The 23,068-nt window shown below is 73.8% G+C and carries 25 protein-coding genes; 14 read left to right on the top strand and 11 right to left on the bottom strand.

What is annotated here, in order from left to right; all coding sequences use genetic code 11:
- Positions 1–26: 26 nt before the first annotated feature.
- A complete protein-coding gene (locus ACZ6J5_RS16990) occupies positions 27–959 on the bottom strand; it encodes a M56 family metallopeptidase (protein WP_469392129.1) in 933 nt (310 codons plus the stop codon).
- Between the two features lie 4 nt (positions 960–963).
- Complete coding sequence (locus tag ACZ6J5_RS16985) at positions 964–1,344, bottom strand: BlaI/MecI/CopY family transcriptional regulator (protein WP_469392127.1); 381 nt, start codon at positions 1,342–1,344, stop codon at positions 964–966.
- Between the two features lie 307 nt (positions 1,345–1,651).
- Here ACZ6J5_RS16985 and ACZ6J5_RS16980 point away from each other — a divergent pair, with 307 nt between their 5' ends.
- The 6 genes from ACZ6J5_RS16980 to ACZ6J5_RS16955 all read left to right on the top strand — a co-directional run bounded on the left by ACZ6J5_RS16980 (position 1,652) and on the right by ACZ6J5_RS16955 (position 10,469).
- Positions 1,652–2,662, top strand: coding sequence for a questin oxidase family protein (locus tag ACZ6J5_RS16980; RefSeq protein WP_469392125.1), 1,011 nt, complete (start codon positions 1,652–1,654; stop codon positions 2,660–2,662).
- Between the two features lie 363 nt (positions 2,663–3,025).
- Positions 3,026–4,864 (top strand): glycoside hydrolase family 15 protein, encoded by a 1,839-nt coding sequence (locus ACZ6J5_RS16975; RefSeq protein WP_469392173.1) that lies wholly within the window; start codon positions 3,026–3,028, stop codon positions 4,862–4,864.
- A gap of 117 nt (positions 4,865–4,981) precedes the next feature.
- On the top strand, positions 4,982–6,829 hold the full coding sequence (locus ACZ6J5_RS16970) for a methylmalonyl-CoA mutase family protein (RefSeq protein ID WP_469392123.1): 1,848 nt from the start codon (positions 4,982–4,984) through the stop codon (positions 6,827–6,829).
- Positions 6,829–9,030, top strand: coding sequence for a methylmalonyl-CoA mutase (gene scpA / locus ACZ6J5_RS16965; protein ID WP_469392121.1), 2,202 nt, complete (start codon positions 6,829–6,831; stop codon positions 9,028–9,030). Before ACZ6J5_RS16970 ends, scpA begins: the two co-directional genes overlap by 1 nt.
- Before the next feature lie 4 nt (positions 9,031–9,034).
- A complete protein-coding gene (gene meaB, locus ACZ6J5_RS16960; RefSeq protein WP_469392120.1) occupies positions 9,035–10,024 on the top strand; it encodes a methylmalonyl Co-A mutase-associated GTPase MeaB in 990 nt (329 codons plus the stop codon).
- A 79-nt stretch (positions 10,025–10,103) separates the two neighbouring features.
- Entirely contained in the window at positions 10,104–10,469 is a 366-nt protein-coding gene (locus ACZ6J5_RS16955; protein WP_469392118.1) for a hypothetical protein, read from the top strand.
- A gap of 24 nt (positions 10,470–10,493) precedes the next feature.
- Here ACZ6J5_RS16955 and ACZ6J5_RS16950 read toward each other — a convergent pair whose 3' ends face one another.
- Complete coding sequence (locus ACZ6J5_RS16950) at positions 10,494–11,099, bottom strand: hypothetical protein (protein ID WP_469392116.1); 606 nt, start codon at positions 11,097–11,099, stop codon at positions 10,494–10,496.
- Positions 11,100–11,239: 140 nt separating this feature from the next.
- Here ACZ6J5_RS16950 and ACZ6J5_RS16945 point away from each other — a divergent pair, with 140 nt between their 5' ends.
- The gene (locus ACZ6J5_RS16945) at positions 11,240–11,455 is read left to right on the top strand and encodes a DUF397 domain-containing protein (protein ID WP_469392112.1); all 216 of its coding nucleotides are present in this window, start codon (positions 11,240–11,242) and stop codon (positions 11,453–11,455) included.
- Positions 11,456–11,579: 124 nt separating this feature from the next.
- Complete coding sequence (locus tag ACZ6J5_RS16940; RefSeq protein WP_469392110.1) at positions 11,580–12,923, top strand: esterase-like activity of phytase family protein; 1,344 nt, start codon at positions 11,580–11,582, stop codon at positions 12,921–12,923.
- Positions 12,924–13,049: 126 nt separating this feature from the next.
- Here the strand turns inward: ACZ6J5_RS16940 and ACZ6J5_RS16935 are convergent, their stop codons facing one another.
- From ACZ6J5_RS16935 to ACZ6J5_RS16900, 8 genes are all read right to left on the bottom strand, one after another.
- Entirely contained in the window at positions 13,050–13,301 is a 252-nt protein-coding gene (locus ACZ6J5_RS16935) for a DUF6253 family protein (protein ID WP_469392108.1), read from the bottom strand.
- Positions 13,302–13,305: 4 nt separating this feature from the next.
- Entirely contained in the window at positions 13,306–14,127 is an 822-nt protein-coding gene (locus ACZ6J5_RS16930) for a maleate cis-trans isomerase family protein (protein ID WP_469392106.1), read from the bottom strand.
- A 12-nt stretch (positions 14,128–14,139) separates the two neighbouring features.
- A complete protein-coding gene (locus ACZ6J5_RS16925; RefSeq protein ID WP_469392104.1) occupies positions 14,140–14,850 on the bottom strand; it encodes a transglutaminase-like domain-containing protein in 711 nt (236 codons plus the stop codon).
- 18 nt (positions 14,851–14,868) lie between these two features.
- The gene (locus tag ACZ6J5_RS16920) at positions 14,869–16,020 is read right to left on the bottom strand and encodes an acyl-CoA dehydrogenase family protein (protein WP_469392102.1); all 1,152 of its coding nucleotides are present in this window, start codon (positions 16,018–16,020) and stop codon (positions 14,869–14,871) included.
- An 85-nt stretch (positions 16,021–16,105) separates the two neighbouring features.
- The gene (locus tag ACZ6J5_RS16915; RefSeq protein ID WP_362481427.1) at positions 16,106–16,480 is read right to left on the bottom strand and encodes an ectoine synthase; all 375 of its coding nucleotides are present in this window, start codon (positions 16,478–16,480) and stop codon (positions 16,106–16,108) included.
- Between the two features lie 42 nt (positions 16,481–16,522).
- A complete protein-coding gene (locus tag ACZ6J5_RS16910; protein ID WP_362481425.1) occupies positions 16,523–16,792 on the bottom strand; it encodes an acyl carrier protein in 270 nt (89 codons plus the stop codon).
- A complete protein-coding gene (locus ACZ6J5_RS16905) occupies positions 16,789–18,309 on the bottom strand; it encodes an AMP-binding protein (RefSeq protein WP_469392099.1) in 1,521 nt (506 codons plus the stop codon). The genes ACZ6J5_RS16910 and ACZ6J5_RS16905 overlap by 4 nt, the downstream gene beginning before the upstream one ends.
- A gap of 387 nt (positions 18,310–18,696) precedes the next feature.
- A complete protein-coding gene (locus ACZ6J5_RS16900) occupies positions 18,697–19,152 on the bottom strand; it encodes a MarR family winged helix-turn-helix transcriptional regulator (RefSeq protein ID WP_351668719.1) in 456 nt (151 codons plus the stop codon).
- A 128-nt stretch (positions 19,153–19,280) separates the two neighbouring features.
- On the opposite strand from ACZ6J5_RS16900, the gene ACZ6J5_RS16895 reads away from it, so the two are divergent.
- From ACZ6J5_RS16895 to ACZ6J5_RS16870, 6 genes are all read left to right on the top strand, one after another.
- Positions 19,281–19,694, top strand: a complete 414-nt coding sequence (locus tag ACZ6J5_RS16895) for a DMT family transporter (protein ID WP_469392096.1) — start codon at positions 19,281–19,283, stop codon at positions 19,692–19,694.
- A 107-nt stretch (positions 19,695–19,801) separates the two neighbouring features.
- Positions 19,802–20,119: a DMT family transporter gene (locus ACZ6J5_RS16890; RefSeq protein WP_046908007.1), complete on the top strand. Its 318-nt coding sequence runs from the start codon at positions 19,802–19,804 to the stop codon at positions 20,117–20,119.
- Positions 20,120–20,126: 7 nt separating this feature from the next.
- The gene (locus ACZ6J5_RS16885) at positions 20,127–20,615 is read left to right on the top strand and encodes a nucleoside deaminase (protein WP_469392094.1); all 489 of its coding nucleotides are present in this window, start codon (positions 20,127–20,129) and stop codon (positions 20,613–20,615) included.
- On the top strand, positions 20,612–21,328 hold the full coding sequence (locus ACZ6J5_RS16880; RefSeq protein WP_469392092.1) for a DsbA family oxidoreductase: 717 nt from the start codon (positions 20,612–20,614) through the stop codon (positions 21,326–21,328). Before ACZ6J5_RS16885 ends, ACZ6J5_RS16880 begins: the two co-directional genes overlap by 4 nt.
- A gap of 67 nt (positions 21,329–21,395) precedes the next feature.
- On the top strand, positions 21,396–22,349 hold the full coding sequence (locus tag ACZ6J5_RS16875) for a pseudouridine-5'-phosphate glycosidase (protein ID WP_469392091.1): 954 nt from the start codon (positions 21,396–21,398) through the stop codon (positions 22,347–22,349).
- Positions 22,346–23,041, top strand: coding sequence for an HAD family hydrolase (locus ACZ6J5_RS16870; RefSeq protein WP_469392089.1), 696 nt, complete (start codon positions 22,346–22,348; stop codon positions 23,039–23,041). The genes ACZ6J5_RS16875 and ACZ6J5_RS16870 overlap by 4 nt, the downstream gene beginning before the upstream one ends.
- Positions 23,042–23,068: the final 27 nt, after the last annotated feature.

Genomic DNA, 23,068 nt, shown 5'->3' with positions numbered 1-23,068 from the left:
CGGGACGCCGGGCGCCCGGCGCCGGACTACAGCGGTGTGGCCGTGTGGAGGATCGCGTAGAGGGTGACCGCCGAGTTCGCCGAGGAGAGGGCGGAGGCGGCGGTCCCCGCGGCGGCGCCCCAGGCGGCCATGCCGGTGGCCGTGCCGACCCCCGGCCAGGCGCGCGCGGCCGGCGCGGGCGCGAGCAGCGCCGCCACCCGCCTGGGTACGGGGCCGGGGGCGGCGAAGCCGGCCAGCGTCGGGCCCGGCGTCCCGGCCGACACCAGCGCGGACTTGCCGATGGCGCGGGCGACCGTCCGGCGGCTGCCGACCCGCGCGGCGGCCTCCTCGTCGGCCCAGCGCTCGGCGGTGTAGCCGACGGCGGTGGACAGCGGGCGCAGGAACGGGTTGGCCCGCGCCGCGACCTGGACGAGCAGCAGGTAGCGGTGGTGGCGGCCCTCCAGGTGGGCCCGCTCGTGCGCGAAGAGCGCCCGCCGCTCGCGGGAGCTCAGGCGCGCGAGCATCCCCCGGCTGACCACCACCCGGTCCCGGCGCCCGCCGGGCAGCGCGTAGGCGTACGGGACCTCGTCGGGCAGCACGGCGACCGCGCGGGCGGGCAGCGCGGCGAGCGCGCGCCCGGCCCTGCGGCGCACCCGCCGGTGCCGCAGCAGCGTGCCGCCGCAGGCGACCAGCACGGCGAGCAGCGCGGGGATCGCGAGCCGGCCGGCGACCTCGTCGTAGGGCACCGCGGCCCGCACCTCCGGGTCGGACCAGGCGTCCGGCAGCGGGTTGCCCGGGAGCTGGGCCGTGCCGACGACCATGAGGAGCGCCAGGCAGAGGGTGCTGCACAGGGCGAGGACGGCGGCGACGGCGGTGAGCATCCGGGTCGCGGTGCGCGGGTGCAGATGGTGTTCGGCCAGCCGGGCGACCGGCCAGGCGGTCAGCGGGAGGACGAGCGGCAGGAAGACGAAGACCCCCATGGCGTCAGTCTTCCCCGTCCTCCCCGGCCTGGGCCAGGAGTTCGCGCACCAGCTGCTCCTCGGCCGAGGAGAGTCCCGTCACGAACCGGGCGAGGACCGCCTCGCGGTCGGACTCGCCGTCGAGGACCCGGCGCATCCGCAGCGCGGCGAGGCCCGCCTCGTCGGCGACCGCCGTCCACTCGAAGGACCGGCCCGCGCGCTCGCGCGCCACGGCGCCCTTGGCGTGCAGCCGGGTGAGGATGGTGATGACGGTGGTGTAGGCGAGGTCGCCGCCGAGCCGCTCCTGCACCCAGCCGGCCGTGACGGGCCCGTCGGCCGCGCGCAGCGCGGCCAGCACCAGGGTCTCCAGCTCGCCCTGTCCCCGCCGTCGCGGAACCTCCGTCATCCTGCCGCCCTCCGCCTCGCGCTTCCGGGACCCGTGCCCGGCCGTCCATCGTACTGACGCGCCATCCGCCGTCCCACCGGCGTTGGCCGGGACGACGCCGGAGGGGCCCCGGGACGGTCCGTCCGGAACACGGCGCGCCCCCCCGGGCCGGGGCACGGCGCGCGCCCGGGGGCCGGGACTGCCGTCCTGGGCCGGCCCCAGGTCCGGCCCTACGCCCCGTCTACGCCCCGCCCTACGCCCCGCCTACGTCCCGTCCTACGTCCGTGGCCCGTTCCGCCGCGCGGCCGCCGCGCATAGCGTCCCCCGCATGGATACGACAGGCACCCTCGACGAGGCGCTCCAGCGTCTGCACTCCGCCGGGCCCGAGCGGCTCGGGCGGCTCACCAACCACGCCCCGATGGCCGTCGAGGCGCTCGCCGCCCGGGGGCGGCAGGCGGCGGTGCACCGCTGGCTCGACCGGTACGCGTCCCGGCTGGAGGACTTCCCGGCCCGCGTGGCGCCGGTCACCGACGCCGACTGGCACGGCGCGCTCGGCGACCCCCGGCGGGCCGCCGACTGGATCGCCCGCTTCGAGCGCGAGCTCGCCGAGCGGCCCTGGCGCCAGGTGCTCGCCGTGTGGTGGCCCCGGCTGCTGCCCGGCCTGTACGGGGGATCCACGCACCCCGTCATCCGGGTCGGGCACGCCGTGCGCACCCTGCTCGCGGGCGAGCCGACCGCGCCTCGGCTCACCGAGCTCGCGCACGGCCTCGGCTACTGGGCCGCGCGCCACCGCCCCGTCACGGGCCTGGTGCCGCTGCCCGGCGCCGCGCGGGCCGCCGACGCGCTCGACGCGGTCCGGCCGATCGGGGAGCGGGACGGCGGCTTCCCCGACCGGCTGGCCCGGGTCGGGGCGCTGCCGGTGTGGGCGGACGGGGTGACGGAGCCGGAGGAGGCGCGGCGGCTGCTGACCGAACTGGTGCGGGCGGCCACCCACCGGTACGCCACCCACGGGCACGGCGAGGAGACGATGCTGGTGCACGCGGCGACGGCCCCGAACGCGGTGCTGCGGGCCCTCCCGGCGCTCCCCCGGGCGCTGTGGGCGCCGAGCCTGCGCGCGGCGTGGACCGCGTCGGCGGCGGTGACCGCGATGTACGCGCCGGACGCCCCGGTCGCGTACGCGCCGGCCGGCTCCGTGACGGCCGAGGAGGTCTTCGAGCGGGCCCTGGCGCACGGCGACGAACACGTCATCAAGCTGACCGACACGGCCCTCGACGTCGGCGACGCCCCCGCGCTGGCGGCGGCCCTGCGCGCGATCGAGCTGAGCGAGCCCCTGCGGTAGCGGCGAGGGACACCCCGCCGGCGGGGGCACCCCACGCCCAGGACACCCCGCCGCCAGGGGCACCCCACGCCCAGGCCGTCCCCCGCCGAGGCACCCCGCGCCCAGGACACCCCGCCGCCGGGGGCACCCCGTGCCCAGGCCGCCCACCCCGCCGCCGGGGGCACCCCGCGCCGGGCTCGCCCCACTCCGATACCCCGCACCAGGGCCGCTCCGCACCGGAACCACCCCGCGCCGCCCTCACCCGTTCGGCCGATCCCGCGTGGTCGCGGCGGCCGATCGCCGTGAGGCTCGGGGCACGGCGGGGCCGTCCGGGGCGGTCCGGGGCGGTGCTCCCCGTCCGGTCCGGGAGGTCTCGTGAGTCCGGTGCGCCGTTATCCGCCGATCGCCGACCACGGGCTCGTGGGTGACCTCCAGACCGCGGCGCTGGTCTCCTCGGACGGGGTCGTCGACTGGCTGTGCGCGCCGCGCTTCGACTCGCCGAGCGTCTTCGCCGCGCTGCTGGACCACGAGCGCGGCGGGCACTTCTCCGTCACCGTCGACGCGCCCGGGGTCACCACCCGGCAGCTGTACTTCGCCGACACCGCGATCCTGGTGACCCGCTTCCTCACCCCCGACGGGGTGGGCGAGGTCGCCGACTTCATGCCCCCGGACCGGCCGGAGACGGCCTCGGCCCGGCGCCGGCTGATCCGGGTGCTGCGGGTGCCGCGCGGGCGGGTCCGGTTCTCCGTGGAGTGCCGGCCGCGCTTCGACTACGGGCGGGCCAGGCACACCCTGGACCTGGCGGGGCCGGACACGGCCGTGTTCACCGGGGCCGGGATCCAGGCGGCGCTGCGCACGGCGGGCCCGGTCGAGCTGCGCCGCGACGGCCCGGACGGGCGGGACGTGCGGGCGGAGGCGGAGCTGGCGCAGGGGGAGCTGGCGGCGGTGGTGCTGACCCTGGACGAGGCGGGCGCCCCGCTGCCGCCGCCGGCCGACCGGGCGTCGCTGGCCGAGGACTTCCGGCGGACCCGCGACTTCTGGCACCGCTGGGTGCGCCGCAGCCGCTACCGGGGCCGCTGGCAGGCGGACGTCAACCGCTCCGCGATCACCCTGAAGCTGCTCACGTACGCGCCGACCGGCGCGCCCGTCGCCGCCGCCACCATGGGGCTGCCCGAGCGGATCGGCGGCGGGCGCAACTGGGACTACCGCTACACCTGGGTGCGGGACGCCTCGCTGTCCGTGCACGCGCTGCTCGGCCTCGGCTTCGAGGAGGAGGCGGGCGCCTTCCGGCTGTGGCTCGGGGAGCGGCTGCGGGAGCAGCGGACGGTGACGGGCGAGCCGCTGCAGATCATGTACCGGGTGGACGGCGACCCGTACCTCGACGAGGAGACCCTGGACCACCTGGAGGGCTACCGGGGCTCCGCACCGGTGCGGAGGGGCAACGGGGCGGCCGGGCAGCTCCAGCTCGACATCTACGGGGAGGCGGTGTTCGGCCTGGCGCGGGAGGGCGGCAGCGCGGCCCGGCGGATCGGCTGGGACGGCTGGCTGGCCGTGTCGGGGGTGCTGGACTGGCTGGCGGACCACTGGGACCGGCCGGACGAGGGGATCTGGGAGACCCGGGGCGGGCGGCGGGACTTCACGTACAGCCGGGTGATGTGCTGGACCGCCTTCGACCGGGGCGTCCGGCTGGCGACCCGGTTCGCGCGGCCCGCCGACCTGGCCGGGTGGACGGCGGCGCGGGACGCGATCCTGCGTCAGGTGATGGAGCGGGGCTGGAGCGCGGAGCGCCGGGCGTTCACGCAGCACTACGGGAGCGGGGTGCTGGACGCCTCGCTGCTGCTGATGCCGGCGGTCGGCTTCATCGCGCCGTCGGATCCGCGCTGGCTGTCGACGCTGGACGCGATGGGCGCCGAGCTGGTCACCGACAGCCTGGTCTACCGCTACGACCCGGCCGCCGCGCCCGACGGGCTGACGGGCGACGAGGGCACCTTCTCGCTGTGCAGCTTCCTGTACGTGGGGGCGCTGGCGCGGGCCGGGCGGCTGGACGAGGCGCGCTACGCGTTCGACAAGATGCTGACGTACGCCAACCACGTGGGGCTCTTCTCCGAGGAGATCGGACCGGCGGGCGAGCAACTCGGCAACTTCCCTCAGGCGTTCACTCATCTGGCGTTGATCTCGGCGGCGATCGCCCTGGACGAGGAGCTGGACGGGGCGGCCGGCTGAGCCCGCGCGGGGCCGCCGCCAGCACGGATGCGGCCCGCCCTCAAGGGCGATCAGGGGAGGTCAAGGTCACAGCGGATCCCCCTGCGCTCCTTTGTGGGGCTGTCCTAGCATCCGAGCATGACTGTGCTGCCTGACGACGGCCTTTCGCTGGCCGCCGAATTCCCCGCAGCGACCCATGCGCAGTGGCAGCGCCTCGTGGCGGGCGTACTGAGCAGGTCGGGCAAGGACGTTCCGGACACCGAGGCCGAGGACGCGCTGTCCACCGCGCTCGGGGACGGCCTGCGGGCCCGCCCGCTGTACACGGCGGACGCGACCCCGGGGACCCCCGGGACCCTCGGGGCCCCCGCGACCCCTGACGCCGGACTGCCCGGGTTCGCCCCCTTCGTCCGGGCCGGCCGCGCCGAGGGGAACACGGCGAACGGCTGGGACGTGCGCCAGCGGCACGCGGTGGCCGACCCGGAGGCCGTCCTCACCGACCTGGAGAACGGCGTCACCTCGCTGTGGCTGGCCGTCGGCCCCGACGCCATCCCGGCGGGCGGGCTCGACCGGGTCCTCAAGGACGTCTACCTGGACCTGGCCCCGGTCGTCCTGGACGCCGGGGCGGAGACCCCGACGGCCGCGGCCGAGCTCCTCGACGTGTACGCCCGGCGCGGGATCGCGCCCGAGGCGGCCCTCGGCAACCTGGGCGCCGACCCGCTCGGCACCGAGGCCCGCACCGGCGCCGCCTACGACGGCGACGGCTTCCCCGCCACGGTCGCCCTCACCCGGCTGTGCGCCGAGTCCTACCCGGGGCTGCGGGCGCTGACCGTGGACGCCCTGCCGTACCACGAGGCCGGCGGCTCGGCCGCGCAGGAGCTCGGCGCCTCGCTCGCCACCGGCGTCGCCTACCTGCGGGCGCTGACCTCGGGCGGGCTGACGGTGGAGCGGGCCCTCGGACAGCTGGAGTTCCGCTACGCGGCCACCGCCGACCAGTTCCTGACGATCGCCAAGCTGCGCGCCGCGCGCCGGCTGTGGGCGCGGGTCGCGGAGGCCTGCGGGGCCCCGGCGGCCGGGGCGCAGCTCCAGCACGCGGTGACCTCCTCGGTGATGATGACGGCCCGCGACCCGTGGGTGAACATGCTGCGGACCACGCTCGCCACGCTGGCGGCGGGGGTCGGCGGCGCCGAGTCCGTCACGGTCCACCCCTTCGACCACGCGCTGGGCCTGCCGGACGCCTTCGCCCGCCGGATCGCCCGCAACACCTCGACCATCCTCATCGAGGAGTCGCACCTGGCCCGGGTCATCGACCCGGCGGGCGGCTCCTGGTACGTGGAGCGGCTCACCGACGAACTCGCTTCGGCCGCCTGGGAGTTCTTCCAGGGCATCGAGCGGGACGGCGGCCAGGCGGCGGTGCTGCGCTCGGGCCGGCTGGCCGGGGACCTGGCCGCCACCTGGGCCGAGCGCTCGACGGCGCTGGCCAAGCGGCGCGAACCGGTCACCGGGGTCAGCGAGTTCCCGCACCTGGGCGAGAAGCCCGTGGTCCGGGCGCCCGCGCCCGCCGCGCCCTCGGGCGGGCTGCCCCGGGTGCGCCGCGACGAGGCCTTCGAGGCGCTGCGGGCCCGCTCGGACGCGCACCTCGCGGCGACCGGCGCCCGCCCGAAGGTCTTCCTGGCCGCGCTCGGGCCCGCCGCCGCGCACACCTCCCGGCTCACCTTCGCCGCGAACCTCTTCCAGGCGGGCGGCGTCGAGCCGGTCACCGAGGGCTCCTTCGCCGACAGCGGCGCCGCCGAGGCCTGCCTGTGCTCCAGCGACGCCCTCTACGAGGAGCGGGCCGAGCCGGCCGCCGCCGAGCTGCGCGCGGCCGGCGCCGCGCACGTCTCCCTGGCCGGCCGGGGAACGTACGCCGGTGTCGACAGCCACGTCTTCGCGGGGTGCGACGCGGTCGCCGTGCTCTCCGCCACCCTCGACCGCATGGGAGTGTCCTGATGGGAATCCCCGACTTCACCGGGATCGGCCTCGGATCCCCCTCGCCCTCGGGCAGCGCCGAGGAGTGGCGTGCCGCGCTCAAGCGCTCGACCGGCGGCGACGACCTGCTGTGGGAGACGCCCGAGGGCATCGGCGTCAAGCCGCTGTACACCGGGCGTGACCTGGAGGACCTGGACTTCCTCGGCACGTACCCGGGGGTGGCGCCGTACCTGCGCGGCCCTTATCCGACGATGTACGTCAACCAGCCCTGGACGATCCGGCAGTACGCGGGCTTCTCCACCGCCGAGGAGTCCAACGCCTTCTACCGGCGCAACCTGGCGGCCGGCCAGAAGGGCCTGTCGGTCGCCTTCGACCTGCCGACCCACCGGGGCTACGACAGCGACCACCCGCGCGTGACCGGCGACGTCGGCATGGCCGGGGTGGCCATCGACTCGATCTACGACATGCGGCAGCTCTTCGACGGCATCCCGCTGGACCGGATGTCCGTGTCGATGACGATGAACGGCGCGGTGCTGCCCGTGCTCGCGCTGTACATCGTGGCGGCGGAGGAGCAGGGGGTGCCGGCCGAGAAGCTGGCGGGGACCATCCAGAACGACATCCTCAAGGAGTTCATGGTCCGCAACACCTACATCTACCCGCCGAAGCCGTCGATGCGGATCATCTCCGACATCTTCGCCTTCACCTCGCGGAACATGCCCCGCTACAACTCGATCTCCATCTCGGGCTACCACATCCAGGAGGCGGGCGCGACGGCCGACCTGGAGCTGGCGTACACGCTGGCCGACGGCGTCGAGTACCTGCGGGCGGGCCGGGAGGCGGGGCTCGACGTGGACGCGTTCGCACCGCGCCTGTCGTTCTTCTGGGCGATCGGCATGAACTTCTTCATGGAGGTCGCCAAGCTGCGCGCGGCCCGGCTGCTGTGGGCGAAGCTGGTCAAGGAGTTCGACCCGAAGAACGCCAAGTCGCTCTCGCTGCGCACCCATTCGCAGACCTCCGGCTGGTCGCTGACCGCGCAGGACGTCTTCAACAACGTCACCCGCACCTGTGTGGAGGCGATGGCCGCGACCCAGGGGCACACCCAGTCGCTGCACACCAACGCGCTCGACGAGGCGCTGGCGCTGCCGACGGACTTCTCGGCGCGGATCGCCCGCAACACCCAGCTGCTGCTCCAGCAGGAGTCGGGCACCACCCGGGTCATCGACCCGTGGGGCGGCAGCGCCTACGTGGAGCGGCTCACCTACGACCTGGCCCGGCGCGCCTGGCAGCACATCCAGGAGGTCGAGGCGGCCGGCGGCATGGCGCAGGCCATCGACGCGGGCATCCCGAAGCTGCGCGTCGAGGAGGCCGCGGCCCGCACCCAGGCGCGGATCGACTCGGGCCGCCAGCCGGTCATCGGCGTCAACAAGTACCGGGTGGACGGCGACGAGCAGATCGAGGTCCTGAAGGTCGACAACTCCTCGGTGCGGGCGCAGCAGATCGAGAAGCTGCGGCGGCTGCGCGCCGAGCGCGACGAGCGGGCCTGCCGGGACGCGCTGGACGACCTGACCCGGGCCGCCGGCGGCGAGGGCAACCTGCTGGAGCTCGCGGTCCGCGCGGCCCGCGCGAAGGCCACGGTCGGCGAGATCTCGGACGCCCTGGAGAAGGTCTACGGGCGGCACGCGGGCCAGATCCGTACGATCTCCGGCGTGTACCGCAACGAAGCAGGCGCGTCCCCCTCGGTGGACGGCACCCGGGCCCTGGTCGACGCCTTCGAGGAGGACGAGGGACGCCGGCCGCGCATCCTGGTGGCCAAGATGGGCCAGGACGGGCACGACCGAGGCCAGAAGGTGATCGCGACCGCCTTCGCCGACCTGGGCTTCGACGTCGACGTCGGCCCGCTCTTCCAGACCCCCGCGGAGGTCGCCCGGCAGGCCGTCGAGGCGGACGTGCACATCGTGGGCGTCTCCTCGCTGGCGGCGGGCCACCTCACGCTGGTGCCCGCGCTGCGGGAGGAGCTGGCCGCGGAGGGCCGCGAGGACATCATGATCGTGGTCGGCGGGGTCATCCCGCCCCAGGACGTGCCGGTGCTCCTGGAGATGGGCGCGGCGGCGGTCTTCCCGCCGGGCACGGTCATCCCCGACGCGGCGGCGGACCTGGTGCGGCGCCTGTCGGCGGAGCTGGGGCACGCGGAGCAGGGGCCCGCCTCGGGGGACGACCGCTGATCCCATGCCGATCGACATCGACACGTATGAGAAGGGCGTACGGGACGGGAGGCGCGCGCTGGTGGCGCGCGCCATCACGCTCGTGGAGTCCACCCGGCCCGCCCACCGGGTGCTGGCCCAGGAGCTGCTGACCCGGCTGCTGCCGCACAGCGGCCGGGCCCGGCGGATCGGGATCAGCGGGGTGCCGGGGGTCGGCAAGTCCACCTTCATCGACGCCTTCGGCACGATGCTGACGGGCCTGGGGCACCGGGTGGCGGTGCTCGCCGTGGACCCGTCCTCGACCCGTACCGGCGGCTCGATCCTCGGCGACAAGACCCGGATGGAGCGGCTCGCCGTGGACCCGGCGGCGTTCGTCCGCCCCTCCCCCAGCGCGGGCACGCTCGGCGGGGTCGCCAAGGCGACCCGCGAGTCGATCGTGGTGATGGAGGCCGCGGGCTACGACGTGGTCCTGGTGGAGACGGTCGGCGTCGGGCAGTCGGAGACCGCCGTCGCCGACATGGTCGACTCCTTCCTGCTGCTCACCCTCGCGCGCACCGGCGACCAGCTCCAGGGCATCAAGAAGGGCGTCCTGGAGCTGGCGGACGTCGTCGCCGTCAACAAGGCGGACGGCCCGCACGCCACGGACGCCCGCGCGGCGGCCCGGGAGCTGTCGGGCGCGCTGCGGCTGATGCACGGCGGCGACGCGGTGTGGACGCCGCCGGTGCTGACCTGCAGCGCCCGCGAGTCGACGGGCCTGGACACGGTCTGGGAGCGCCTGGAGCAGCACCGCACCCTCCTGGACGCCACGGGCCGGCTGACGGCCCGGCGCCGGGAGCAGCAGGTCGGCTGGGCCTGGTCGATGGTCCGCGAGGAGCTGCTGGGGCGCCTGCACGCCGACCCGGCGGTGCGGGCGCTCACCCCCGAGGTGGAGCGGCTGGTCCGGGACGGCGAGCTGACGGCGACGCTGGCGGCGGAGCGGATCCTGGGCGCCTTCGGGGAGGGCTGCGATCCGTAGGGAGGGCGGCCTAGACTGATCGGAGGGCTTCGCCGGGGGAAAGCCGCGCGGGGGGCCTTCACGGGGGAAGGGGCACGGTGTGAACTGGATATGGGTGGTCCTCGTCCTGTTCTGGACGGGTGGGTTCGCGTGGGCGGCGGACAACGTGCGGACGGCGCTGAGGCACCGGCACGAGCGCAAGATGGAGGTCCTGGAGGCGGCGAAGCAGGAGCGGCTCGCCCTGGAGGCGGTCCACAAGTCGCCCGAGCCGGTCTGCGGCTGCACCCACCACCTCGCCAAGCACGACAAGCGGGGCCGCTGCCACGAGCGCGTGGAGGTGCCCACCGCCTGGGACGAGCACAAGAAGCCGGTCCGCTACGAGGCGGGCCAGTGCAACTGCCAGCAGTACGTGGGCCCGCAGCCGCTGTCGCAGATCTACGCGGACGAGCTGACGGACCTGGACTGAGCGGGCGGGCGGCGGCCGGCGTCCTCAGCCGAGGCGTCGGCGCGCGTCCTCGACCCGGTCGAGGAGCAGGGTGATGAGGGCCCCTCGGAGGCGCCCCACCCGGTCGAACGAGGCGTCGAGGTCGTCGAGCATCGGGGTGACGTCCCCGCGCGACCGGTGGAGCACGGCGGCGCGGATGTCGCCGGTCAGCTCCTGAAGGTCGATCAGGATCTTCAGGGCGTCGTCCTGCCCGTCCCAGTCGGCTCGGCGTCTTCGTCCCAGTCGGCCCAGCTCCCGGGAGGACGTGATGCTGTACGGGCTGATCCGCAGGTGCAGGCCGTCCAGCAGTGCCAGGTCCGCGGCCCGGCGGGCCGCGTTGAGCGCCACCATGGTCTCCAGGGTGAAGACGTCCAGGTCGACCTCCTCGCCCGTCCGCAGGCTCGCGATCGCCGCCTCCTGGAGGGCCAGCACCTCCCGTGTGGCGCTGCGCAGGTCCACGAGCCGCCCGATCTCGGCCTCGGCCCGCGCTTCCTGGCGCGCCCGCTCGGGAGCCCTGCTCTGCAGCGAGGCCGCCCTGACGGCGGCGAACGCCCCCAGGAGCGCGCCGCCCACGGCGCCGATCACACCGTAGAGCGCGGCCGGATCCGCCATCGTGTGCCCCCCTCGCCGGGTCTCCGGTGCGCCGTTCCACCGGTTCCGTCCGTCGTGTACCCACTCCACCGGGGTGGCCGAACCCCGATTGCGGGAGGGACGTGCCGCCGGGACGCTGGGGGTGAGAGGAGAGCGCCCCGATGAACAAGGACCCGTTGTACGCGCAGAACCTGACCCACGCGGTCTGGCACAAGAGCAGTCGCAGCGCCGCCCGCGGCTGTGTCGAGGTGACCCGGCTCGGCGCGGGGGCCGTCGCGCTGCGCGACTCGCGCCGTCCCGGGGGCGGCGACCTGCGGTTCACCGCCGCGGAGTGGGCGGAGTTCTGCGCGGGCGTGCGCGCCGGGGAGTTCGGCTAGGACCTGTCGCCGTCGTCGCTCGGAGGGCGGCGCGGGGCCGCGGCGCCCAGCCGTCGTCTCCGGTTCACCCGGGCAACCCCCGTGCGCCATCCGGGACTCACCCTCGGTCTGGACCATCCCCGCCATGACCTCCGTTTCCCGCGCGCGGCGCGCCGCCGCCGCCGTTCTGCCGCTGTCCGCGGCCCTCGTCCTGACCTCGGTCGCCTGGCCCGCCCAGGGCGCCCCGGCGCCGCACGGCTCGTCCGCCCGGGTCGTGGCCACCGCGACCCTGCCCGACATCCCGCTGGCCGGGTTCAGCAACCGGCTGCTGCCGGGCAGCGTCGCCGACGACCGAGGGGTGGACCTGGGCGGCATCGGCAGCGACCTGTACCCGGCCGGGCGGCACGGCGAGTACTGGACCGTCACCGACCGGGGGCCCAACGGGCAGATAGCCGTCGGCAAGGACAAGCGCCGCACCTTCCCGGTGCCCGGCTTCGACCCGGCGATCGTCAGGATCCGCGCGGTGGGCGGCCGGATCCAGGTGCTGGAGGCGATCCCGCTGACCACCTCCTCCGGCGCCCCGGTGACCGGGCTGCCGAACCAGCCGGGCCGGGACGAGGCCCCGTACACGTACGACGCGAAGACCCCGCTGGGCTACGACCCGAACGGCCTGGACACCGAGGGCCTGGTGCGGGACCGGGACGGCTCCTTCTGGCTGGTGGACGAGTACGGGCCCTCGCTCGTGCACGTCTCGCCGCGCGGCCGGGTGCTCGCCCGGCACGTGCCCAAGGGGCTGGGGCTGACCGGCGCCGGCTACCCGGTGATCGAGTCGCTGCCGTCGATCTACCTCCAGCGCAAGATCAACCGCGGCTTCGAGGGCCTCGCGCTGCTGCCCGGCGGCGACCTGGTGATGGCGCTGCAGAGCCCGCTGCTCAACCCCGACAAGGAGACCGGCGAGAACTCCCGCACCACGCGCCTGCTGCGCTTCTCGCCGCGCCAGGGGAAGGTGACGGCGGAGTACGCGTACCGCTTCGACCCGGTCGGCGAGGTCGAGCCCGGCCAGACCAAGACCTCCGAGCTGAAGATCTCGGCGCTGGTCGTCCTGGGCGGCGACCGCCTCCTCGTGCAGGAGCGCACCGACAAGGCGGCGCGGCTGTACGAGATCCGGCTGCGGCGGGGCGCGGACATCCTGGGCTCCGCCTGGGACGCGCCGGCGACCAGCCCGGCCCTGGAGCAGCTCGCCGACCCGGCCGCTTCGGGCGTCCCGGTGGCGGCCAAGCGGCTGGTCGTGGACCTGAACACGGTCGAGGGCGTCCCGGGGAAGATCGAGGGGATCGCGGTCGAGGGCGAGCGGACCCTGGTGCTGCTCAACGACAACGACTTCGGCATGACCGACGGTCCCGGCGCCTTCGACGCGGCGGGGCGGCTGGTGGACAGCGGGATCGAGACGACGCTGGTGAAGGTGCGGCTGGGCCGTCCGCTGCGCTGACCTCCCGGCCCCCGCGCGCACGCACACCGCCCGCCCCCTCCCCCGGTCCTGTGGTCCGGCGGGCAGGGGGCGGGCGGCTTTCGCGTGGGGGGAGTTCGTGGGGGGAAGTTCCCTCGGAGGGGGCGGCTACCGGGCGGCGAACTGCCTGCCGACGGCGGGTACGGTCCCGAGCGCGGGGTCCGTCGCGTCGCAGGCGCAGTCGGGCTTGACGGCGTAGCGGGTGAAGCCGGGGAGTTCCTCGGCCCTGCGCAGCCCGCCCTTGTGGAGGGTCACTCCGTAGACGTTCGGTCCGTCGGCACGCCAGCAGACCAGGGGGGTGCGGTAGACGTCGCCTTCGGGGGTGGTGAACACGGCGACGTAGCCGTCGGCGGGCAGCATCCGGTCACGCTTCCTTCGGTACGGCGCGGAAGAGGCGCCCGTAGTCGGTGACGCGGGCGGCCGTGCCGGCGGCGCCCGCGAGGTGCAGGGCGTGCCACAGGGCGACCTGGTTGGCGGTCAGCACGGGGAAGCCGAGTTCGGCCTCCAGGCCGCGGACGGTGCCGATGGCGCGGATGCCGTTGCCGGCGACGAGGACGGCATCGGGGCGGGCGCCGGCGACGGCGGTGCGGATCCACGCGGAGAGGTTCTCCGGGGTGATGGCGGTCTGCTCGGAGGGCAGCCCGACCGGACCGTGGTGGACCACGTCGAAGCCCTGGGCCTCGAAGTACTCCTCGCCCTGCCGGGAGAGCTTGTCGTCGAACCAGGGCGGGTTGACGAGGGCGACGCGCCGGGCGCCGAGGGCGCGGAAGCCGGCGACGGCGGCGCGGGCGGTGCCGGTGAGCGGGATGCCGCGGGTGCGGGGGGCGAGCCGCTCGTAGAGCGCGTTCTCGCCGTCAACGCCAAGGACGTACGAGGAGCTGGTGAAGCCGAGCACGAGTGCGTGCAGCGGCGAGTCGGCCAGGAGTGCGACGGCGTTGTCGACGGCCGGGGGCTCGACGAACGCCGTGATGGGGTCCTGGGGGATCTTCTCCGCGACCATGTGCCCGCCGGGGAGCATCCCGCCGAAGTCGATGCGGGAGGCGTGGATCGTCACCGAGTCCGGGGCGAGGCACTGGAGTTCGGCCTCGGGGCCGATGTCGGCCGAGGGGACGACGACGCCGACGCGGGTCACGGCGTCCCAGCCGTCCGACGGCGGCACGGACGGCGGGAGAGTGGCGCTGCTCATGCTCTCGGGTCCTTATCTGCCGGCGGCGGGGTCGGTGGCGGTGCCGGCCTCGGCGGCCAGCGAGCCGCCCTTGACGGTGCCGTCGCCCTCGCCGCTCAGGAAGTTGGGGTGCTTGGCGCGCATGGTGGAGATGACGAAGTCGTACGGGACGTCGTCGAAGGAGCCGTGGTCCTTGAGGAACTCCATGGCGCCCTTGCCGCCCTGGCCCGCGTACGGGTGGTAGAGCGAGTCGCCGGTGCCGTCGAACTCCAGGGCCTCCATGCCGTAGAGGCGGCACAGCAGCTTGTTGAAGACGGGGGTGGCCTTGACCCACCGCCCGTCCAGGTAGACCTGGGTGAGGCCGTGGAAGAAGACGTCGCCGCCGATGTGGGAGATCAGGCGCGGGCTGGCGAGGTGGTTGCGGACGTCGCCGTAGACCAGCTTGGACGGGATGCCGAGGGCGCGGACGGCGGCGGCGTAGACGACCGACTTGTGCAGGCAGAAGCCCTGCCCGGCGGCGAGCACGCTGGAGGCCCTGAGGCCCCGGGGGCTGAGGTCGGTGTCGTAGACCTCGTAGTCGAGGCCGTCCCGGACGGCGTAGTAGAGCTTCACGGCGTTCTCGCGCCGGTCGGCGGCACGGTCCTTGACGACGGAGTCCACGAAGTTCTGGACCTCGTCGGACTCGTGGTCGAGGAAGTCCGTGGGCCGGGTCAGTGCGTGCAGTTCGTCGAGGGCGATGCTCATGACGGGAGAGCTCCTAGCTCAGAGTCCGAGGAGGGCGGCCATGCGGTTGCGCTGGATCTCGCTGCTGCCCGAGTAGATGGTTCCGGCGACGGAGTCGCGCAGGCCGCGCTCGATTCCGTACGAGGTGAGGACGCCTCGGCCGCCGTGGATCTGGACGGCGTCCAGGGCGGTCTTCACGTTGGCCTCGGAGACGACGATCTTGGTGGCGGCGAGGTCGAGGGAGATGTCCTCGCCGCGCTCGGCCTTGGCTCCGGTGTCGGCGAGCCACTTGGCGGCGGTCTCGACGGCGATCCGCATGTCCACGATCTTGTGGCTGACGGCCTGGTAGCTCGCGATGGGCTGCCCGAACTGGGTGCGCTCGGTCGCGAAGCCGAGGACGGTGTCGAGCCGGTGGCGCATCTCGCCGAGGGTGAGGGAGAAGGCGTAGAGGATCTCGCGCTTCATCACGTAGTCGAGGATGAGGAAGCCGCCGCCCTCGGCGCCGACCCGGTTGGTCACCGGGACGCGCAGCCGGTCGAAGCTCAGCCGGCCGAGGGGGGAGGTCCGCAGGCCCAGCTTGTCGAGGGGTTCGCCGATCTCCAGGCCGGGGGTGTCGCGCTCGACGAGGAGGCAGGTGAGGCCGAAGGGGCCGGGCTTGCCGGTGCGCACGTAGAGCAGGAAGAGGTCGGCGACGGGCGCGTTGGTGATGAACATCTTGCCGCCGTCGACGACGTAGTGGTCGCCGTCGCGGACGGCGACGGTGGCGATGTTCATGGCGTCGGAGCCGCCGGACTCCTCGGTGATGGCGTGGGCGGTGATCGCCTCGCCGGAGAGGATGCGGGGCAGGTGGCGGGCCTTCAGCTCGGCGGAGCCGAACTTCTCCAGCGGGGTGGCGAGGGAGACGATCTGGGTGGAGGCGGAGAAGGCGATGCCGGCGTCGCGGCAGTGCCGTCCGAGGCCCTCCAGGGCGCTCATGGTCTCGGTGAAGCTGCGTCCGCTGCCGCCGTGCTCCGCCTTGAAGGGGGTGCGCAGGATGCCGCTGTCCTTGATCGCCTGCCATTTGGCGCGGGAGAAGACGCCGGCCGCGTCCAGCTCCGTGAGGTCGGCGTTGAGGACGTCGGCATAGGGGGCGACGAGTTCGGTGAGCGGGCCGTCCCGGTCGGTCGGGTGCGGCAGTACGTCGGCGGTCACGGTCTTCCTTCCTGGTGCGGGCGGGGCGGGCGTTCCCGGGCGGGCCGTGCCGCGCGGTACGGCCCGCCCGGGAACGTGGTGCCGCCTAGTACTGGGAGAATCCGTCCTCGGAGAGTCTGTGCTGCTCCTGGCCCGTGAGCGGCGGGTTGAAGACCGAGATGAGGTGCAGGTCCTCGTGCTCGGAGGCGACGAGGTAGTGCGGGTCGTGCTCGTCCAGGACGTAGATCGTGCCCGGGTTGATCTTGAAGACGGTGCCGTCCTTGTGCACGACCGCGCCGGAGCCGGCTATGCAGTAGCAGGCCTCCAGGTGGTTGCGGTACTGGAGGGCGGAGTTGGTGCCCTTGCGGACGAGCGTCTTGCAGACCGTGAAGCCCATCTTGTCGGCGTCGGTCAGCAGCCGGTGGCTGGTGCCGTTGCCCCACTCGACCGGGGTGACGTCCTCAAGCGTGCGCGTGAACATGGTGACTCCTCTTAGGGAAGTGCGGTTACCTGAAAGGGCCGTTCAGAGGGCGGTGTTGTCCGTGATGGTCTTGGTGATGGCGTCGATCGTGCGGAAGTTGTCCGGTCCGATCTCGATGTCGTCGACGGGCACGCCGTAGGTGGTGGCGATGTACTGGATGAGCTTGACGAGGCCCAGCGAGTCGACGACGCCCGACTCGATCAGCTCGTAGTCGCCGGGGAGGTCCTCGGCGGTGACGTCCTCGCCCTTGAGGTACTTCGTGAGCAGGTGGGCGCGGATCTCTCCGGCGATGTCACGGGTGGCGGCGCTCATGCGCTGATCTCCTCCTTGATCTTGTTGCGGTCCGGCTTGCCGGTCGAGGTGCGGGGCAGCGGGAGCTCGCTGATGCGGACGCTGGACGGGATGGCGTGGCGGGGCAGGTTGGCCCCCGCGTAGGAGCGCAGGGCCAGGGAGTTGAGGCGGGTGCCGGCCCGCTTGGTGAGGCGGGCGTGCAGCCGCACCCCGGCCTCCGGGTCGGGGAGGGCGACCACGGCCGCCTCCTCGACGTCGGGGTGGCCGGCGAGGACAGACTCGACCTCCTGGAGGTTGGTGCGCACGCCGCGCACCTTGACCTGCCAGTCGGAGCGGCCTTCGAGGAAGTGCAGGCCGTCGGCGTCCCGGGTGACGATGTCCCCGGTGCGGTAGAAGACCCGGCCCTCGCGGACGGTGAACACATCCGGGTTGAGGGACTCCTGGAGGTAGCCGGTGGTCTGGAAGGGAGTGCGGACGGCGAGTTCGCCGCTGCCCGCGCCGGTGAGGGGCCGGCCCTCGTCGTCGAGGACGACGGCCTCGACGCCGGGCAGCGGACGGCCGATCGGGATCTTGCCGTGCCGCGCGTGGGCGGTGGGCGGGTCGACGGGGTGCAGGAAGCTGTCGTTGGTCTCGGTGCAGCCGTAGACGTTGTGGAAGCGCGCCCGAGGAAACGATTCTGCCGTCCGCCCGAGGAGCTCTCGCGGTACGGCGTCCCCGGTGAGCACGACGTCGCGGACCCCCTCGAAGACGGGCCCCGGCCGGGAGCCGGCCACGCCCTCGGCGCCCGCGGCGGCCTCGGCGCTTCCGGCGCCCTCGGTGAGCAGGCGGTAGAGCAGGGGCACGCCCTGGACGAAGCTCACCGTGCCGTCGGCGAGCAGGCCGCGCAGATGGGCCCCGTCGGCGGCCTTCTCGCGGTCGACCAGGACGACCCGCGCCCCGGCCCCGAGGAAGGTCCAGACGTCGAGCAGGGCGAGGTCGAAGTTGAGCGGGGCGTAGGACAGGGAGGCGTCCCGCGCCGTGATGCCGAACTCCTCGACGGCCCAGGCGGCGAAGGCGTCGAAGGCGTCGGTCCCGATGGGCACCAGTTTGGGGGTGCCGGTGGAGCCGGAGGTGGTCAGGATCAGCCGGGCGGCGCCCGCCTCGGGGCGGGCGAAGCCCTCGGCGGCGGTCTCGTCGCCGGGCTGGGCCACGACGGTGAGGGTGCCGTCGGCGGTGGCGGAGAGCCTGGCCGAGACCCGCGCCTGGCGGCAGATCCGGTCGAGGGCCTCCTCGCCGAGTTCGGCGGAGGGGGCGAGCACGACCAGCGGCCGGCCGAAGGCGGCGAGCATCAGGGCGACGGTCGCCGGGTCCTTACGGGCCGGGATGCAGACCGGCCGGTCGTCCGGGAGGCCCGCCGCGCGGAGCCGCTCCGACAGGAGCGCCACCAGCTCGGCGAGCTCCCCGTAGGTCAGCCGCTCGTCGTTGCGTACGAGTGCCGTCAAGGACGGCTGCCGCTCGGCGTGCGCGGCGATGTTCCTGGCAAGGCTGGGCGATGGCACGTTTCCCCCGCATGGTCTGGAAAAGACTGGCCAAGCACCGTTCGGTCCGTTCGAGTTCTGTTCGATCTCTGTTCGAACCGATCTGCGCCGAACCAGACATTACCGAGTTTCCATGCAGGGTCAAGCATATACCGAACGGTCGCGTTGTGACCTAGCTCACCGCTTGCACATACAACTAACACTCTAAGTCAAGATCATTAAAGCCGTGCTGCGGGCGTGTGAACGCAGAAAGGCCGCGCCCTTCCGTCTCCGGCGAAGGGAGACGGTGGAGGCGACGGCCTGGCGTTCGGGGAGGGTGCGGAGCGGGGGCGGGGCACGTTCGGCGCGGGGGCGGGGAGGGCGGCGGGAGCGGCGCCGCGGGGACGGGGGCGCGCTCGGGGCGGGCGGTTACGCCGGGCGGGCGCTGCGCAGCGAGGCCACGGTGGCCGCGAGCGCGGGGTCGGACCCCTGTGAGTTGAGGGCCCCCGAGAGCACCTCGGCGTAGGTCGCGCGGGCGGCGACGTAGCGGCTGCGGCCCTCGTCGGTGATCACCGCGTAGACCCCCCTCTTATCGGAGGGACAGAGGTCCTTGAACGCGTAGCCGGCGCCTTTCAGCCGCTCGACGAGCCGGGTGACCGAGGACTGGCCGAGCCCGATCTTGTCCGCGAGCTCCTGCATCCGCAGCTCGCTGGTGGGAGAGGAGGACAGGTTCTCCAGCGCCCGGTACTCCGAGAGACCGATGCCGTGCCGGCGCTGGAGCGCGTTCGCGAGCTCGCGCTCCACGCGGGCGTGGAGGGTGAGGACGCGGTCCCAGACGGCCTGGTCGGAGGTGGGCGCGGGAGACGTGGTGGTGGCGTTGTTCATGTACCTCTCCTCAAAAGGGGGTTTGACAACAGGTTATATGACCATGCAAGATCCTAGCGAACGCCGCGCAGAACTTGGGAGCTCACTATCCCAAGGTACTTGCACGAACAAACAACTATGGAGGCAAAGTGTCCGCCGAGCAGACACAGAAGAACCAGAACATCGGCTGGGCCTGGCTGCTGTTCTCGTCGCTGTTCGAGATCACCTTCGCGCTCTCCACCGAGGCCACCCACGCCTTCACCCGCCTCGGCCCCTCGCTCCTCACCGCCGCGGCCGCCGCGTGCGGCATCTACACGCTCTCCCAGGCTCTGAAGTACATCGACGTCGGCGTCGGCTACACGGTCTGGGCCGGCATCGGCGGCGTCGGCACGGTCATCTTCGGCACGCTGATCTACGACGAGCCGATGACGATCTGGAAGGTCCTCGCCTTCGTCCTGATCATCGGCGGCGGCACCGCCCTGCGCGTCACGGACAAGATCGCCGCGGACAAGAAGGCCGCCGAGGAGACCGTGACGGAAGAGCGCGCCACCGCGTCGGTCTGAGCCCCCGCTCCCCGCTCCACCGCTCCTCCCCGCGCCCTCCCGCCCCTCGCCCCTCCCCCACGCGCCCTCCCCTCCCGCCTCCGCTTCCAGTAGAGAGAGCCGCTCCCATGACCTGGGTCTACCTCGGCATCGCCATCGTCTTCGAGATCCTCTTCGCCCTCGGCACCAACGCCACCCAGGGCTTCACCAAGCTGTGGCCCAGCGTGCTCACCCTGCTCGCCGCGGCCGGCGGCATCTACACGCTCTCCCACGCCCTCCTGGAGCTGGACGTGTCGGTCGGCTACACGATCTGGACCGGCATCGGCGGCGTCGGCACCGTCGTCTTCGGCGCGATCATCTTCAAGGAGAAGATCACGCTCGCCCGGCTGCTCTCCTTCGCGTCGATCATCGGCGGCGCGATCATCCTGCGCGTGACCTCCGTCTGAGCCCGCCGTGACCACCGCAGCCAAGGACCACCTGACCAAGCAGGTGGTGGAAGCAGTCCGGATCAGCCGCGAGCACGTCGCCTCCGGCGGCATCCCCTTCTCGGGCATCGTGGTCCGCCACGACGGCCGGGTCCTGGGCACCGGCTTCAACCGCGTCCGCGAGGAGCGCGACGCCTCCGCCCACGCGGAGGTGGTCGCCCTGCGCAACGCCACCCGGCAGCACGGCTCGTTCGCCGTGCACGGCTCGACCCTGATCGCCTCCGGCGAACCCTGCGCCCTGTGCTACCAGGTCGCCCTCTACTTCGGCGTCGAGCACATCGTCTACGCCGCCGACCGGGGGACGGCCGCCCGGTACGGCTTCGACTACGCCGGCTCGTACGGCATCTACCGTACGGATCCCACCGAGTGGGGCATCAGGACCACCCACCTCCCGGTCGAGGGACACGAGGTGCCCTTCCAGGAGTACCTGGCCAACCGAGGGAGCGTCCACACGTGAGCACCGACAGCACGACGGCCGCCGAGGCACCCGCTACGCCCGGTACGCCCGACGCACCCGGGAAGGTGCGGATCCAGGTCTGGTCCGACTACGTCTGCCCCTTCTGCATGCTGGCCGAGAAGCCGCTGGAGGAGGCCGTCGAGGGCCTGGACGTCGAGATCGAGTGGAAGCCCTTCGAGCTCCGCGCCGAGCCCAAGGCCACCCTGCGCCCCGAGGACCCGTACCTGCCCGAGATCTGGAAGCGCGCCGTCTACCCGATGGCCCGCCGCCTGGGCGTGGACATCACGCTGCCCACGGTCTCGCCCCAGCCGTACACCCGACTGGCCTTCGAAGGCTGGCAGTTCGCCGTGGAGCACGGGCTCGGCGACACGTACAACCAGCGCCTGTTCCGGGCCTTCTTCCAGGAGGACCAGGACCTCGGCCGGCTCGACGTCCTGGTCGCCCTCGCCGAGGAGATCGGGCTGGACGGCCCGGCGTACCGCACGGCCCTGGAGGACGGCACCTACTCCGCGCGCCACCAGGACGCCCTGCGCGACGCCGAGGCGAACCGCGTCCAGGCCGTCCCCACCATCCTCGTCGGCGACACCCGCCTGGAGGGCGTGCCGAGCGCGGCGCAGCTGCGCAAGGCCGTCCTGGACGAGCGCGCGCGGCTCGCCGAGTCCGCCGCGTTCGACGGCGTGGTCTGTCGCGCCGACGGCACGGGCTGCGCGTAAGGCGGCAGTACAGCAAGCACGAGACGAAACGGCACGGCTCCGCAGTACGACAGAAAGGGGACCCTTCATGACCACCTCCTCGCACCTTCGTGCGCCGGCATTCGACCCGACTCTGCTCGCCCTCGGCGAGGAGGTGTCAGAAGCCCTGGCCACCGGCAGACCCGTCGTGGCCCTCGAATCCTCCGTCCTGTCCGGGTTCCCGTACCCCGACAACCTGGCCCTGGCCCGCGAGATGGACGCCGGGATCCGCGCCCGGGGCGCCGTGCCGGCCCGGATCGCGCTGCTCGACGGCAAGCTGCGGGTCGGCCTGGACGACGAGCTGCTCGACCGGTTCTGCGCGTACGGGAAGGTGCCGAAGGTCTCCACCCGGGACATCGGCGTCACGCTGGCGGCCGGCGGGCCGGGCGGCACCACCGTCTCCTCCTCGCTGCTCGCCGCGGAGCTGGCCGGGATCCGCGTCTTCGCGGTCGCCGGCATCGGCGGCGTCCACCGCGACGCCCCCACCAGCTTCGACATCTCCACCGACCTCGTCCAGTTCACCCGCACGCGGACCGCGGTGGTGTGCGCCGGGGCGAAGTCGATGCTGCACCCCCAGTGGACCCTGGAGTGGCTGGAGACCGCGGGCATCCCCGTCATCGGCTACCGCTGCGAGGACTTCCCCGCCTATCTGTCGGTCTCCAGCGGGGTGCGCAACCCGCACCGGCTGGACGACCTCGCCGACGTCGCCCGGGCCGCCTGGGCCCACTGGCGGTCCGGCAACGACACGAGCGTCCTCGTGACCCACCCGATCGCCGAGGCCGACGGGATCCCGTCGCGGGAGATCGCCGACGCGCTCGCCACGGCCACCGAGCTCGCCGCCCGCGAGGGCATCACGGGCCCGGCGGTCACCCCGTACCTGCTCAAGGCCATCGCCGAGGCCACCGAGGGCCGCACGGCGGCGGCCAACGTGTCGGTGCTGAAGTCGACGACCGAGCTCGCGGCCGAGTTCGCGGTGCACGTCGCCAAGGAGGAGCAGCGGTGAGCGCGGTCCTCTTCGACCTGGACGGCACCCTGCTCGACACCCCGTCCGCGATCGCCACGACCCTGCACGCCACCCTCGCCGAGCGGGGCCGCAGCGCCTCGGAGGAGCGGGTGCGGGCCACGATCGGGCGGCCGCTGGCCGCGTCGTTCGCGGAGCTGACGGAGCTGCCCGAGGACGACGCCGAGGTGCTCGCCTCGGTCGAGCTCTTCCGGCGCCTGTTCCGGGAGCGGGCCGTGCCGCGCGCCCGTGAGCTGGTCTTCCCCGGGGTGCCGGAGCTGCTCGAAGGGCTGCGCGCCCAGGGGCACCGGATCGCCATCGTCACCAGCAAGATCAGGCCGAGCGCGGAGGAACTGCTGCACCCGGCCGGGCTGTACGGGCTGTTCGACGCCGTCGTCTGCCACGGCATGGCCGAGCGCGGCAAGCCGCACCCGGACCTGGCGCTGCTCGCGGCGCGGGAGCTCGGGCGCGGTCCGGAGGCCTGCGTGGTGGTCGGGGACGCCGTCGACGACATGCGGATGGCCCGCTCGGCGGGGATGCGCGCGGTCGGCGTGACGTACGGCGTGGCCGCCGAGGGGGACCTGCGCACGGCCGGGGCGCACGGCGTGGTCCACTCCGTGGCGGCGCTCACCGAGACCCTCGGCACCCTGCCGGCACCGCCGCCTCCGGCACCGCACCTGCCCGCACCGCACTAGACGTCCGCACCCGAAGCAGAGAACCAG

The organism is Streptomyces sp. NPDC042100 (assembly GCF_055582325.1).
Note: the sequence above shows the minus strand (reverse complement) of the source record. Positions and strands in the feature narration are given on the sequence as shown.